This window comes from Streptomyces sp. CA189 (genome assembly GCF_056428985.1).
The window spans coordinates 1-14,503 of sequence record NZ_JBWJVM010000066.1; the positions used below are offsets into that span (position 1 = coordinate 1).

At 68.1% G+C, this 14,503-nt stretch carries 11 protein-coding genes and 2 pseudogenes; 5 read left to right on the plus strand and 8 right to left on the minus strand.

Annotated elements, in window-relative coordinates:
- Positions 1-105 precede the first annotated feature (105 nt).
- Genes AC061S_RS33765 through AC061S_RS33775 form a run of 3 tightly spaced genes read right to left on the minus strand, consistent with a single transcriptional unit; the run spans position 106 to position 3,291 of the window.
- Positions 106-1,392 (minus strand): IS701 family transposase, encoded by a 1,287-nt coding sequence (locus tag AC061S_RS33765; RefSeq protein WP_478689689.1) that lies wholly within the window; start codon positions 1,390-1,392, stop codon positions 106-108.
- A gap of 52 nt (positions 1,393-1,444) precedes the next feature.
- Positions 1,445-2,101, minus strand: coding sequence for a response regulator (locus tag AC061S_RS33770; protein WP_478689690.1), 657 nt, complete (start codon positions 2,099-2,101; stop codon positions 1,445-1,447).
- The gene (locus AC061S_RS33775; RefSeq protein WP_478689691.1) at positions 2,098-3,291 is read right to left on the minus strand and encodes a sensor histidine kinase; all 1,194 of its coding nucleotides are present in this window, start codon (positions 3,289-3,291) and stop codon (positions 2,098-2,100) included. The genes AC061S_RS33770 and AC061S_RS33775 overlap by 4 nt, the downstream gene beginning before the upstream one ends.
- 489 nt (positions 3,292-3,780) lie before the next feature.
- Here AC061S_RS33775 and AC061S_RS33780 point away from each other — a divergent pair, with 489 nt between their 5' ends.
- The 3 genes and pseudogenes from AC061S_RS33780 to AC061S_RS33790 all read left to right on the plus strand — a co-directional run.
- On the plus strand, positions 3,781-4,668 hold the full coding sequence (locus tag AC061S_RS33780) for a transglycosylase family protein (protein WP_478689692.1): 888 nt from the start codon (positions 3,781-3,783) through the stop codon (positions 4,666-4,668).
- A gap of 108 nt (positions 4,669-4,776) precedes the next feature.
- Positions 4,777-5,559, plus strand: coding sequence for a hypothetical protein (locus tag AC061S_RS33785; protein WP_478689693.1), 783 nt, complete (start codon positions 4,777-4,779; stop codon positions 5,557-5,559).
- 301 nt (positions 5,560-5,860) lie between these two features.
- Positions 5,861-6,613: pseudogene (locus AC061S_RS33790) on the plus strand (transposase family protein); the annotation flags it as partial.
- A 112-nt stretch (positions 6,614-6,725) separates the two neighbouring features.
- Here AC061S_RS33790 and AC061S_RS33795 read toward each other — a convergent pair.
- The 5 genes from AC061S_RS33795 to AC061S_RS33815 all read right to left on the minus strand — a co-directional run bounded on the left by AC061S_RS33795 (position 6,726) and on the right by AC061S_RS33815 (position 11,945).
- Positions 6,726-7,058 (minus strand): hypothetical protein, encoded by a 333-nt coding sequence (locus tag AC061S_RS33795; RefSeq protein ID WP_478689694.1) that lies wholly within the window; start codon positions 7,056-7,058, stop codon positions 6,726-6,728.
- Positions 7,059-7,469: 411 nt separating this feature from the next.
- Positions 7,470-8,066, minus strand: a complete 597-nt coding sequence (locus tag AC061S_RS33800; protein WP_478689695.1) for a transposase family protein — start codon at positions 8,064-8,066, stop codon at positions 7,470-7,472.
- A gap of 283 nt (positions 8,067-8,349) precedes the next feature.
- Entirely contained in the window at positions 8,350-8,745 is a 396-nt protein-coding gene (locus AC061S_RS33805; protein WP_478689696.1) for a WhiB family transcriptional regulator, read from the minus strand.
- Positions 8,746-9,031: 286 nt separating this feature from the next.
- On the minus strand, positions 9,032-9,823 hold the full coding sequence (locus AC061S_RS33810) for a DsbA family protein (RefSeq protein ID WP_478689697.1): 792 nt from the start codon (positions 9,821-9,823) through the stop codon (positions 9,032-9,034).
- 799 nt (positions 9,824-10,622) lie between these two features.
- Positions 10,623-11,945 (minus strand): transposase, encoded by a 1,323-nt coding sequence (locus tag AC061S_RS33815; protein ID WP_478689732.1) that lies wholly within the window; start codon positions 11,943-11,945, stop codon positions 10,623-10,625.
- Between the two features lie 201 nt (positions 11,946-12,146).
- Between AC061S_RS33815 and AC061S_RS33820 the strand changes: the two are divergent.
- Together AC061S_RS33820 and AC061S_RS33825 are read left to right on the plus strand one after the other, a co-directional pair.
- A pseudogene (locus tag AC061S_RS33820) lies at positions 12,147-12,886 on the plus strand (amino acid ABC transporter ATP-binding protein).
- Positions 12,883-14,097 carry a M20 family metallopeptidase gene (locus AC061S_RS33825; protein ID WP_478689698.1) on the plus strand — a complete coding sequence of 405 codons (1,215 nt, stop codon included), beginning with the start codon at positions 12,883-12,885 and terminating at the stop codon, positions 14,095-14,097. The pseudogene AC061S_RS33820 and the gene AC061S_RS33825 overlap by 4 nt, the downstream one beginning before the upstream one ends.
- Positions 14,098-14,503 lie beyond the last annotated feature (406 nt).

Below are 14,503 nucleotides of genomic sequence, written 5' to 3' on the forward strand. Positions count from 1 at the left end.
TAGTCGCTGAGGACCTCGGCGACCATACGGACCGCTCGTTTACGCAATTCAGCGGGATAGGAGGAGGGGCGTGCCATGACTCGATCCTTTCATGGAATCGAGTCTCTACCGAACCCGGAACGGTTCAGAGTGCGTCGAGCACCTGGTAGAGGGACAGTCCGGCGTGCGGGCTTTTGGGGAGAGCCGGTGTTCGGTGAGGAAGGCGTGGGCGGCGGTGACGAGGGTGACGTGGTGGTGCCAGCCGGTCCAGGAGCGTCCCTCGAAGTGGTCCAGGCCCAGGCCGTGCTTGAGCTCCCGGTAGTCGTGCTCGATCCGCCAGCGGATCTTTGCCAGGCGGACCAGTTCGGCGAGCGGCGTGTCGTGGGCAAGGTTGGACAGCCAGTAGTCGGTGGGTGCTTCGGCTCCGACGGGCCATTCGACCAGCAGCGTGACCTCGGGCAGGACGCCGCCCCAGTGGCCGTCGTGGCCCGTGGCGGCGGCCTGGGCCAGGCGGCGGGCCCGCACCCCGGCCGGCCGCACCGGCAGGGCCAGGAAGCGTGAGCGCATCGGTCCTCGTGAGCCCTCCCGCCAGGTGACCGGGGTGAACGAGTGCCGTCCGTGAACTGCCGCGCGCGCGGCCACCGAGGACGGCTTGTCCCGATAGCGGGGCTGAGGGCGGCGGCCGTTGCCGGACCAGGGCGGTGTGACCGGCAACGCGTCGTGCGGGTGGACGCTCACGTCCGAGCGCACCGCGACGACGTATCCGATGCCGCGGCTGTCCAGGCCGTCCCGGAAGTCGGCGTTCTGCCCATAGCCGGCGTCGGCCACCACCACCGGCGGCACCAGACCCCACCCCGTCAGCTCGTCGATGACGTCCAGGGCGAGGCGCCACTTCTCACGGTGCCCGATGTCCTCGGGTATCCCGGTCTTGTGCCGCCGTCCGGTATCGGCGGCCCAGTCCTCGTTGACGAACAGGCGCCACTGCAGCGGGCAGGACGCGGTGTCGGTGACCGCGTGCACGCTCACCGCGACCTGGCAGTTGGCCTGTTTGCCCAGCGCGCCGCAGTACTGGTGGGCGACCGCGACCGACATCCGGCCGTCCTTGGGGAACGACACGTCATCGACCGCCCATGCCTCCGGGCGGATCAGAGGGACCATCCGCTCCGCGATCCGCCGCCGCACCGGGACCGGATCCCAGGTGGACTGGTTCACGAACTGTTGCAGGTTCTGCTCGTTGCCGTCCGGCAGCCGTTCGGCCATCGGCTGGATCGACTTGCGTCGCCCGTCCAGCATCAGCCCCCGCAGGTAGCAGTCGCCCTTCGCCCGCTGATCACGCCGCGGCACCGACGCGAACACATCCGCCACGAACCCCGATAACTCCGCCCGCAGGCCCTCGACCTGCCACATGTCCATCCGTCCAACATGCTCCGCCCAAACATGATCGGGAAGACCTAACGGAGTCCCACTAAGCAAGACCTGCGTGGTAGCTGATGCGGGCGAGTTGGACGCGGTTGTGGGCGCCGAGTTTGGTCAGCAGGCGGCTGAGCTGACTCTTGATGGTGGCTTCGGTGGCGGATAGCTGGTCAGCGATCTCCGCGTTGGAGTGACCGTGGCCGACTAGGTGCAGGATCTGCTGGTCGCGTAGGGGCAGATCGGCGATCTGAGCCGCTTGTGGGCTGGGCGGTATGGACTCGGGTGCTGTGTGGTGGGCCAGGCGGTTGAAGAGGCCGGCCGTGAGGGTGGGGTCGAGGACGGCGTGTCCTTTGTTGATGGTGTGGATGTGGTGGAGGAGCTCACCTGGCGGGGTGTCTTTGAGGAGGAATCCGGCGGCTCCGGCGGCGATGGCGTCATCGACGTGCTCGTCGCTGCCGAGGGTGGTGAGGACCAGGACACGAGGCGGACGGGGGAGCCGCTGCAGGCGGCGGGTGGTCTCGATGCCGTCGATGCCGGGCATGACGATGTCGACGAGGGCGAGATCGGGGCTGCAGCGGGTGGCGGCGCCGACGGCGGTGGGGCCGTCCCAGGCTTCGGCGATCACGTGCAGGGCGGGGTCGGATTCCAAGATGGTGCGCAGGCCCTGGCGGACGATGGTGCTGTCGTCGGCGAGCAAGATGCTGATCACGAGATGGATCCCTGGCCGGGGGCGGGAGCGGGGGCGGGGATGGTGGCGTACAACTCGTAGCCTTCGTCTGGGAGTTGGCGGGTGGTCAGGGTGCCGCCCAGGAGTTGGAGGCGTTCGGCCAGCCCGACCAGGCCATGGCCGCTGCCGGGCAGGTCCAGCGGGGCAGTGTGGGCGGGCCTGTTGGTTACGCGGATGGTGACGGTGTTCTTGTCGTGGCTGACGGTGACGGCGATTGCTGCGCCGGGGGCGTGTTTGACTGCGTTGGTCAGTCCTTCCTGCACGGTGCGGTAGAGGGCGCGTTGGATACCGTCCGGCCATGTCTTGGCCTGCGCCTTGATGGTGTCGGGCAGGGTGAGGGTGATCGGGCTGGCGGCCGCTTGGCGGGTGGTGTCGACGAGGGCGGGGATCTCGGCGATGCCTGCGGGGACGACGATGGGGCTGTGGCCGGGGCGGGTAAGCACGCCGAGGGTCTGGCGCAGTTCCGCCAATGCCTGGCGTCCTTCCTTGCGGATCAGGCCGGCTTCATGGTGTGCGTCGGGGTTGCTGACTTCCCACGCGGTGGCGGTGATCGTCATGTTGCCGACCCGGTGGGCAACAGTGTCGTGCATCTCCCGCGCGATGCGGCCGCGTTCACGGATCTTGGCCTGGGTGACGCGTAGTTCGGCCTCGCGCTGCGCGGCGATGGCGCGCTCCTCCCAGCCGGTGGCCAGCTCGTGGCGCATGCGGGTGGCGTGCCCCCACAGCAGAGGGCCCAGCGCGAAGACCAGGGCGAAGGCCCAGGCGCGGATCTGGACGTTCAGTGCGTTGTGGACGGCCCAGGCGTGCAGGAGCACCGCAGCCGTGCCCAGCAGGGCGAGGCGCCGTGGGGAGCGGGTGGTGCGGCCGACGGTGTACATGGCCGCGGTCAGCGGCAGCGGGGTGAACGCGATGACATGCGTGGCCATGACCAGGCAGGCCACCGACAGCGGGTAACGCCTGCGGACGAGCAGGACGAGACTGGCTGGGATCACCACCATCAGTGTCCAGGCGATGTGGTGGTCCAGCTGTCCGTTGTGCTGATCGGTCAGCGTGTCCAGCACCCCGCACACTGCCGTCAGCACCACCACGGTGATGTCCACAAGGCGTGGCGGCATACGGGGCAGCCGGACAAGGAAGCCGTGGAGCTTCGAGGAAGCGGTGGATGCGGACATGAGCATGAACCTCGCGATCGGGGCAGCGGCAGGTGCTGCCGGGATCCGGACTGGCTGACAGGGGCGCCGACGGTTGGCAGCGGAGTAGCGCGGTGGCCGATCTGGAACAGGCACGGCCCGGCCCGCGGACGCTCCCACGCCACGCAGTCATAAGCGGTATTGGCTGTTCGCCCATGCCTGCGGCGCGCTGTTCGTAGGAAACGTTGCCGCGTGTCCACCTTAGAAGCTGCTGGCAGAACGACTGGTTGCCGAAGGTCACTCGCCGGTCGGCCAGAAGGCCCCTCCCGCGGAGCCGAAAGCCTGTGCCCCCGCCACAAGGCCGGCCTCTACCACGCCGGGACGGCCGTGGGCGCAACTTTCGATGCGCCTATCCGCAACTTATGGATCGCTTTCGGGTGCTTTGAGGACGCGAATCTGGATGAGCAGCCGTACTCGGTGCGACACCGCGGCTCACCCCCCTCACCCTCGACATCCAGGATGCGCCGCCCCATGCCCCAGTCCCAGCCTCACTCCATCAACTCCCCCGTGCCCAAGGCTCCCGGCCCTGGCGAGCGCGCCACGCCCCGTATGGTCGTGCTGCGCCGCCTGCGCACTGCAGCCCTGGTCCTGGGGGCCCTGTCGGCCACGATGCTGGCCGGAGCCGGCACGGCTCAGGCCGCCGACGGCAGCGTGTGGGACCGGCTCGCAGCCTGCGAGGCATCGGGGAACTGGCAGGCCTCCACCGGCAACGGCTACCACGGGGGCCTGCAGTTCGCCCCCACCACCTGGAGCGAACACGGCGGCACCGCCTACGCCCCCCACGCCCACCAGGCCAGCCGCGAACAGCAGATCACCATCGCCCAGAAGGTCCTGGCCAACCAGGGCCCCGGCGCCTGGCCCGTCTGCTCCGTAAAGGCAGGCCTGACCGCGGCCGACGCCACCCCCGCCACATCCACCGCGGCCGGCACGGGTGCGGCACGTGCAGCGGGCCAGGCCACGCACCCGCTGCCCGGCGCTGTCACCGGTACCGGCTTCGCCGCCCAGGGCTCCATGTGGGCCAACGGCCACACCGGCCAGGATTTCATCGCCCCCGCCGGAACCCCCGTCCACACCGCCCTCACCGGCACCGTCGTCACCGCAGGCTGGGGAGGCGCCTACGGCAACCAACTCGTCATCCGCCACGCCGACGGCACCTACACCCAGTACGCCCACCTCTCCACCCTCTATGTCCACACCGGACAGGAGATCGAGACCGGGCACGTCATCGGACTGGTCGGATCCACCGGTAATTCCACCGGCCCCCACCTCCACTTCGAAGCCCGCACCACCCCCAACTACGGCAGCGCCCTCAACCCCCTCACCTGGCTCAGCACGCACGGCCTCGCCCTCATGAACTGACCAGAGCCGTGCGACCGTCACCGCGGACCCGATGAGAACCAAGTTCAACCGGGTGCCAGTTCATTAACACAACCCAACCAACCGCCCAAATAAGGAGCACACTTCAACATGTCACGCCACAGCAGTATTGGTCTCCGCAAATCCGTCATCGCCTTCCTGGCGGGGGCCTCCCTGATCGCCCCTGCCGCGTTCAGTGCGCCTGCGATGGCTGCATCGGCACCGAAGGAGGCAATCACGTGCGACCAGCTCCAAAGCAAAATGAACGACTTCAACGGTGACGGTAGCGGCGGTACGTCAGCCGGATTGGCATACATTGCGCTCTACGCCACGGCGAAGGCAAAGGGATGCAGCTTCCTGAACACCGGGAATCCGCACCACGTTGACCCCGAAGCAGGCGATGATTTCGAGCTGGAGATGGTTGCGCCCTCCTGGGACGTGCGTGGCCCTAAAATGGTTGTCGACTCTGACAGCTTCCTGTACAGCAACAACATCAACCGCAAGGGCGATTTCGACGGATCAAAGAACATACGCGATACATTCAAGTTGGTGGCTACAGGAAAGGGTAGCAACAATAGCTACTCTCGCGGGGCAGAATACTTGATGATGGCCACTAGCGGTAAATATGATGGCAAGTGCCTCACGCCATCAGGAAACCGTGACGGCATTACGGCAATCGACTGCGATAAGGTGTCCGACGTCTGGCGTCTCGGCTGGCTCTATCAGGGAAACGGATGGAGTGGCACCCCGCTCGTGAGCTACTCGCGATCTACCGGATTCAAGGGATACCTGGATGTCCCCAACGGCAAGGGGCAAACGAGGGTAAACCTTTACGGGGACCGGGTTGACGTGTGGCAGTTGTTCCATTTCCGGCCCAAGGGTCACCGCTACTAGGCCAATATTCATCTGAAACCTCTTACACCGCCGAGGTTTCAGCCTGGATCCACCGCGTGACGGTCGCCCCCGTGGGATAGTGAAACGAGAAGAGGTGTCCTCCGACCTGCGAGAATGGGACTTCCTACGGTTCCATCCAGCAGGCTCAGCGAGGCACCTCGTAAGTGAAATCTTCCCGCTCCTGAGCCTTTTCCAACCTGACTGGGATGTCGGACCGTTGGAGGTCGGGGGCTGTACGTAGCGACGAAGCTCCTGGTAGACGGGTTCTCGACCAAGATCACACGTGCTGCCAGGAGCTTCCGTGCTTGTCTACCCGTCGTCGATCGACCTGGCCAGCCGCACGCTGCGGCACCTGACCGGACAGCTCACCGCGAGGCAGCGGGAGATCGGCACGTGGTGGCGGCGTCTGCCCGCCGGCCGCCAGGCCCTGCCCGCGCTGGCCATCTGCGGTGCGGTGACACCTACCCCCAGCTCGCCGCCGGGTTCAAAATCGCCATCGCGACCGTATAGCCGGTGCATACGCAAGGCCATCGAAGTCCTGGCTGCTCTCGCACCGACCCTGGCCGAGGCGGTGGAGACGGCCCGGACGAAGGCGTTCCTGATCCTGGACGGCACCCTGCTGCCGATCGACCGGATCGCCGCGGACACGCCGTACTACTCGGGTAGGCACAAGCGGCATGGCATGAATGTGCAGGTCCTCACCGATCCGTTCGGCCGACTGCTGTGGACCTCGGCAGCCCTACCGGGCTCCACCCATGACCTGACGGCCGCCCGAAGTCACGGGATCGTCGAGGCGCTCGCCGTCGCGGGACTGAAATGCTGGGCGGACAAGGCGTACCAAGGGGCTGGCCGAAACATCCGGGTCCCTTTCCGGGGCTGCCGGCTCAAACAGTGGAAGCGACGCCACAACAGCAGCCACGCCAAGATCCGGTGCGTCGGCGAGGAGGCCATGGCCGTCCTGAAGGGCTGGCGCCTGCTCCGGAAGCTCCGCTGCAGCACCAACCGGATCACCGACATCGTCAAAGCCGTCCTCGTCCTCCACCACGCGTCAGCATGCGGATGGAAAAGGCTCAAGATGACGGCCTCTCACCTTGCCCGAGACGCGTACCTCTATATCCGTCAGAGCTCGCTCGGCAGGTCCTGAACACCACCGAGTCGACGGTGCGTCAGTATGGCTTGAAGGAGCGGGCGATCACTCTTGGGTGGTCGGCCGACCGGGTCCACGTCATCGACACCGACCAGGGCCAGTCCGGTGCCACGGCCGCGGACCGGGAAGGGTTCCAGCGCCTGGTCGCCGAGGTCGGCATGGGCCACGTCGGCAGCTGTCCAAGGCCCGGCGCGGGGAACTCGTCCAGCCGCTGCCGATCGGCCTGGTTTCCGACGGCGCCGGAAGGGTCGTTCTCGACCCGGACGCCGCGATCCAGCAGGCGATCCGCACCGTGTTCACGCTGTTCGACACCACCGGCTCGGCCACGGGCGTGGTCAAGGCGTTCAACCATGACCGCCTCACCCTGCCTCGGCGGATCCAGTGCGGCCTGGACAAGGGGAAGGTCGTTTGGGGGCCGATCGCGCACTCGCGGGTGCTACAGATCCTCCACAACCCGCGATATGCCGGGCCTTCGTCTACGGCCGCCACCAGCACAAACCCGGCGCCAGCGGGAAGAGCGGCCCGACACTGCAGCCGCGCGAGCAGTGGATCGCCCTGTTCCCCGACGCTCACGCCGGCTGCCTCTCTTTCGAGAAGTACGAGACCAACCAGGCCAAGCTCACCGCTAACGCCGTCGCCTACGGCAAGGATCGTCGACACGGACCCGCCCGCCAGGGCCCGGCCCTGCTGCAGGGCACCGGCTCGCGGCGTCCGATGTACCGCTGGAGGGGCCGCCACTGCTTGTGCACGGCGTTGGCGTGCTCTACGCAGATCCGCTCCGAGGACTGCCGCTTGCGCGCCTCCTTCCACGCGTTGACGTTCTCGGCGGGGTGTCCTTCCCGGGCTTCTTCGGCGGGGCCTGGACCTGGTCGGGAAACCGTTTGGCCAGGCCCCGGTATCCGGCGTCGACCTTGGCCTTGACCTTGGGATATTGCTCGAACAGGTCGCTGATCCCCTCGGTGTTCACCGCCGTCTGATCGTGCATACGGCCCGGCCGGATCGCGCCCGTCCACAGGGTGCGGCCCTTCTCGTCGGTGATGACGGTGGCCTTCTTCGTGTTCTGCCGCATCTTGCCGGAGACGAAGACCCGCCGTCCGGGCCGACCTGCCTTCGGGCGTCGTACGCGCACCTCGGTGCCGTCGAGCCGCAGCTCAACGCCCTTCGCGTCGGCGTAGGCGAAGACATCGGCCAGCGTGTGCAGGCGCAGTCCGGCCTCGCCGGGGACCGCGAAGCCGCGGCGGGCGAGCAGGGGGCGGATCTCCTGGACGGCCCGGGTGATGGTGGAGCGGTCGGCGCCGTAGAAGACGGCCAGAGCCGCATGCGGGAGCTGGAACCGAAGGACCACCAGGGTGGCGATCACCCGATCGGTGAAGACCAGTTGATGGTCAGGTCCGCCGCCCTCGGCCCGCAGACGCTCATGACCTCGGCGTTCACGCAGCCGAGAGTCCTCCCGCGCCATCCACGGGCCGGCCAACTCGACGATGAGGGCGCCAAGTCGACGCCGAGAGAGGCCAGTACAGATACGATGCGAGAGAGCCGTACGGGGCCAGGTATTGCGTCACAACAACACCAACCCGTACGGCTCTCTTCACGTCACGGCCCGGACATCCCCGCTCTCGAACACCACGCCGCAACTGTGGAACTCAGGTGCAGGGCGGTCCGGCCGCCCCGGGAAGGCCTCGCTGCGGGATGCCGGTGGTTGGCGGCGTCACCGCGGACCGGCCGCGCTTCGGGGAGTCCGTCAGGCGCTTGGCGTACTTGTCCCATCCCCGCTCCTGTGCGCTCATGCCTCCCCAGAATCCCCAGCGTTCGGGGGCCTGCACTGCGTGCTCGCGGCATGCCGCGAGCACGGGGCACGCGGCGCACAGGGCGCGGGCGGCCTCGGTGTCCTCACGGGTTTGGTGGGAGGGAAAGAAGTGTTCGGTGTCGTCCTCTGCGCAGGCGGCCGACAGGGAGAGAGCGAAGAGCCCCGGATACTCCTTGAACGGGACGACCACCGGCTTGCGTACGACGGGAGCGGAATGGGAATCGACGGTCACGACGACTTGCCTGTTCTTGAGAAGGAATGGACGACCACCCCCGTACGGAAATCCCCCTGCTCTGCGCCGCACAACGGTGGTATCCGGCCAGGGCAGTGGCGACCGAGCCGGGTCGCCTCCTCCCACTGCCCGGAGCTGACGAGTGGGAGTGTGGCTGGTCGATCACCGGTCTCAGCCATCGACGATCCGGTCGGCCACATGCGGTATCCAGGTGGTTCCCAGGACCGGAGTTGAGGCCTGGGGCCACGGCCGGGGTCTCCGGCGGAGCGGCCTGTTGCCGGCCGGCTCAGGTCTTGCTGTGGATGAGCTGGGTGAAGTCCTCCGGGGTGATGGAGGAGATGCCCTGCCCGGAGAGGACTTCGAGCGGTTGTCCGTCAAGTTTGACGGAGGGGGTACCGGTTTCGCCGCTCTTCTCAAAGGCCTTGGAGACTTCCTCCACCCAGGGCATGTAGGTGAGGTCCTCGACGGCCTGGTCGAAGGCCGGCGAGCGCAGGCCGTTGACCTTCCCCGCGAGGTCCAGGAGGGTGTCGGTGGAGCCGAACTTGTCGTCCTTCTCCTGTTCGGGGTGGTGGGCGTACAGGACACCAAGGAAGTCCATAAACTTGCCCGGGTCCTCGTTGGCCGCGGCGCCCAGCGCGTTCACCGCGCGCTTGGACCCGCTGCCGCCCAGCGCACCGTCGAGGAACGTCGCGAAGTGGTAGTCGACCCGGAAGGCGCCCTCGTCGGCGAGCTTACGCATGGTCGCGCCCAAGCCTGTCTCAACCCCCGCACAGTACGGGCACCGCGGATCCACGAAGATGCTGAGCGTGTGCGCCGCATTCGCCGGACCGTAGGAGATGACCGTGCCGTCGGCGCCGCTGATGTGGGCAGGCCGCACCAGCGCCTGAGCCCGCGCCACAGACTCGGGAGCCCGCGGGGACTGCGCCGCGAAGTAGCAGTAACCGGCGCCGGCGAGAGCCACAGCCGCCAAAGCGCCCAGGATCACGCGCCGGCGGATCCGGTTCCTGCGCGCCGCGGCTTCCCGCTCGGCGCGCAGCCGCTCGCGGGCACCGTCCTTCCGCTGATCTCCGAGATCCATCTGCTTCTCACTTCTTCATACCGGGGCAGCCGCAGTAGACATCCGCGGGCTGACGTAGGAATCAGGACACGGCCATGCACCCGAGACGCCGTCATATACAGACGGTGTCTCATAAGTGCCATGCGCACCCGGATCGGGCAACGGGGGCATCGGCTCGGATGAACCGCCAGACACCCCTGTTGCCGTGCGTGGCGCCCGACAAATGGACGTGAAAAGGGGCGCTCAAGAGCTGCAGCGTGCAGAGCACCCGCGTTCCATTCTCAGCTCGGAGCGGGGGGTACGGGACCAGAAGAAGGCCTGTCCCCTGCGGGACCATCGGCCCGCAGCCGGGGGACGTGGCATCCTCCTTTCGGCCCTCTCACGTACAGCCGATGGCCCGGGGCCACCGATGCGCCCCGCCCCCGAACGTTCCCGCCGAGGCGCGCGTGACGAATGTCTCGATGACACCCTGACGCGGCCTGCAGCGGGCGGGCTCAACGGCCGGCGGCTCCTCCACCAACAACGATCAACCCGATGATCATGCTAGCCGGAAGCGCCTCCACTCAACGGGTGACCTCGCCGAGGGCGCCTTCGGCGGCTTTCCGCATCGCGGCCAGGGGCGCCGGAGCGCGGCCGGTTCGGAAGTTCGACCTGCCGGGCGGCCTGGTGCACGAGCATCGGCAGGCCGCCGATGACGGTGCTGCCCGCGCAGCGGGCGGCCTTGGCGAGCGGGGGGCCACGGCCGGTACACGATGTCGAACAGCGTTTCCCCGCCGACGGCCACTGCGCGGGACGGCCCCTCCCCGCAGCCCAGGGCTTCTCACGCCGCGGCCGGCTCTTCCTCCTCCGCGTCGATGTCAACGTCCAGGTGGGGGTCGAAGGCGTCGGGCCGCACCGTCAGCTCGGTGGTGGCGTAGGAACCGAACCTCATGATGTGGTCGGTCAGGTACGGGCTGATTGCGGCCAGATCCTCACCGGTGATCTGCCAGCCCTCCGCCTGGAGCTCGCGGACGACGTTCATGAGGTCAAGTGTCGTATGGAAGATCACGCTGTTGGCGAGCAGAGACGTCAGCTTCACCGCCTTCTCCTGGTCGACCGGGTCGTTCTCGGCGATTTTTCCGCCGTTGCAGAACGCCAGCCAGTCGGTGAAGTTGTTGAAGGACTCCACCTTGTTGGTGGCCGCCGTCACCCGGCGGCGCAGCGACGGATCCGAGATGAACTTGAGCAGCTGCACGGTGGCGACCGCCCGGCCGACCTCTCGGAAGGCCCGGTAGATCTGGTTGCGGTGGGAGTTGCTGCCCAGCCGGCGCAGCAGCAGTGGCGAGGCCAGGGTGCCCTCCCGGATCGCGATCGAGACACGCATGAGATCGCGCCAGTGCGTCTCGATCAGCCGCCAGTCGATGACGTTGCGGCCACCCTGGTCGAACAGGACGTCGATGTGCCGGTAGCGGGCGCTCGCGGAGGGCCGGTAGAAGGTGCGGTCCTTCCAGTTCCGTATCCTCGGCATCAGCTCAATCCCCATCAAATGGGCAAGGCAGAAGACCGGGAACGACTGCCCTTGCGTATCCGCGTGGATCGTGTCGGGCTGCATCTCGGAGGCGTTCTTCAGCAGCCCGTCGATGATGTACACGGCTTCCCATACTCCACAGGGCACGAATCTGGGGAAGAGTGCGATGTAGTGATCCGATATGTGGTGGTACGCGATTCCACCGAAGCCTCCGTACCGGATGGAGGACTCGGCGAGCAGGTTGTCGATGAAGGTGTCCACCTGCGTGCCGTCGGCCGCCACACTCGTCCCATCGCCCCACGCCTTGACCAGGTCCAGACGCATGAACGCGTTGACCACGTCAGTGATCGCCTCGTTGATCTTCTCCACGCTCAGGTGCCGGTTCGTGATCGCGCTCAGCTCGTGCGCGGACACCCCCGCGATGTGCCGCGCGGCCTCGGCGAACGTCATGTTGATACCGCCCACGAAGGCGGTCAGCACATACCGGCCGAAGGGGTCCTTCAGCTTCGGGTCACTGCCGGAGGCCGGGCCGAACCGGCGCCACCACTCCACCCAGTACGCGGTGCGCGACAAGATGCCCAGCAGGGTCCGCTCCGGCATCCGCGCCTTGACCTCGGCCTCCAGCGCCTCGGCCATCGCGCTGACGCCCTTGGCACGCTGCTTGCGCAGCACCGGCACCCCGTTCTCGTCGATTTCCAGGTCCGCGTTGTCCGGATACCCGGAATCCACCTCCGCCGCGGTGCTCTCCAGCCGCCTGCGCAGGATGTTCGCCGGAGCCGTGCCACGACCGGCCCGCCGGCCGAAGAACGCCAAGGAGACGGTCCTGTGAACCTCCCCATGGTGCACGCACAGGGCGTGCGCAAACACTTCGGGAAAGTCGAAGTCCTCAAGGGCATCGACCTCATCGTCGAACGCGGCCAGGTGTGCTGCCTGCTGGGCCCCTCCGGCTCGGGCAAGTCCACCTTTCTGCGCTGCATCAACCACCTGGAGAAGATCGACGGCGGCACCCTCGCGGTCGAGGGAGACCTCGTCGGATACCGCCGCCACGACTCCAAGCTGCACGAACTGCGCGAAAGAGAAGTCGCCGAACGCCGCCGGGACATCGGCATGGTCTTCCAGCGCTTCAACCTGAGCGCACTCGACAACGTCATGGAAGCACCCGTCAAGGTCGCTTCCGTCCCCCGGGCCGAAGCCCGGGAAGACGCACAGCGGCTCCTCGAACAGGTCGGACTCGGCGACCGCGCGGGCCACTACCCGGCGCAGCTCTCCGGCGGACAGCAGCAACGCGTCGCCATCGCCCGCGCCCTGGCGATGAATCCCAAGCTCATGCTCTTCGACGAGCCCACCTCCGCGCTCGACCCCGAACTCGTCGGTGACGTCCTGGATGTCATGCGCCGGCTCGCTGCCGACGGCATGACCATGGTCGTGGTCACCCACGAGATCGGCTTCGCCCGCGAGGTCGGCGACACCGCCGTCTTCATGGACGACGGAGTCGTCGTCGAGGCCGGCGACCCCGACGGGTACTCGTCGAGCCCCGGCAGGAACGCACCCGCGCCTTCCTGTCCAAGGTCCTGTGACCGCCTCATCGCCGGAGCGGCTGCGCCCCGCCGCGCTGCTCCCGTACGCCGAAGCCCGTCTGGGGGGCTACCTGGCGGACCTCGCCGAGCTCGTGGCCGTCGACTCCGGTTCGTACAGCCCCGACGGCGTGAACCGGATGGCGGACTGGACTCAGGACCGCCTCCTGCGGCTGGGGTTCGACGTGGAGCGCACCGCTCCCGCTCCCGTCCACGGGCACCGCATCGGGGACGTGCTGATCGCACGCAAGTCGGGCAGCCTGCCGGTGGCCGATGGTGGCCGACGTGTCCTGCTCGTCGCGCACATGGACACCGTGTTCGAGGACGGCACGGCCGTCGAACGGCCCTTCAGGCTTGACGGAGAGCTTGCGCGAGGGCCGGGTGTCAGCGACGACAAGGGCGGTCTGCTGGCCGGACTCACCGCCCTGGAGATCCTCCACGAGGCTGGAGCTGACCTTTACGCCGAGCTCGTCTTCCTCGCCACCCCGGACGAGGAGATCGGCTCCCCTGCGAGCCGTCCCACCACGGAGGCGGCAGCGTGCGGGGCACACTTCGCGCTTGCTCTGGAGTGCGCCCGAGAGAACGGTGATCTGGTCATCGCCCGCAAGGGCGTCGCCGACTTCCTGGTGACGGTCACCGGCCGCGCCGCCCACGCAGGCATCGAGCCGGAGCGCGGCGCGAACGCCGCGCTGGCCGCCGCCCACCTGGTCGTCGCCCTCCAGGCCCTGAACGGCCACTGGGACGACGTCACCGTCAACGTCGGCGTTGTACGGGCCGGGACCCGGGCGAACATCGTCTGCCCGGAGGCGGAGCTGCGTATCGAGGTGCGTTCAGCCACCGCCGCGGGCATCGGCATGGCCAGGGCTGCCATCGAGACGGCCGTCGCGCGGACGGCCGTTCGCGGAACCACGGCCACCGTGGTGCAGCTCGACCTGTGCCCTCCGATGGAGGACACGCCCGCCTCGCGCCGCATCCTCGACACGGCCCGGAACATCGCCGCCGGCCTCGGGATCCCGCTCGGCGGTGCGGCTACGGGCGGTGTGGGCGACGCCAACTTCATCGCAGGGACCGGTGTGCCGACGCTAGACGGCCTTGGGCCCGTCGGTGGCGCCGACCATACCCCCGAGGAGTGGCTGGACACCTCCACCGTCCCCACCCGTGTCGCCCTGCTCGCCTCCCTCATCGCCGACCTCGGCGACAGCCGCACCGGCTGACCACAGAACCTCCCGCACCGGTTTGAACGCGCCATTGCCCGGTGCGGGAGACCAGCCCCGGCAGCCATGTGCACCACGCGATGGCTGCCGGCTAGTGCCGGGACCGCCGCCGGCCCCCCGTCGTGCGGTCCCGGCCACCAACCATCCCCAACCCCAGGAGGCCCCACATGCGCGTCCCGACCGGAGCCCGCCGTACCGCGTTGGCGGGCGGTACCGCTCTCGTCCTTGCCTTGGCCCTCGCACCGACCGCCGCCGCCGGCACCACTCGCTCTCCGGGTAGCCGAGGCTCGCTCGTCCTCATAGGCGGCGGCCTGAAGGCGGACAACTCGCAGGTGTACGGAGAGATCATCGAGCGCGCGGGCGGTGCCACGGCCCGGATCGGCGTGATCACCGCCTCCTCGGTCCC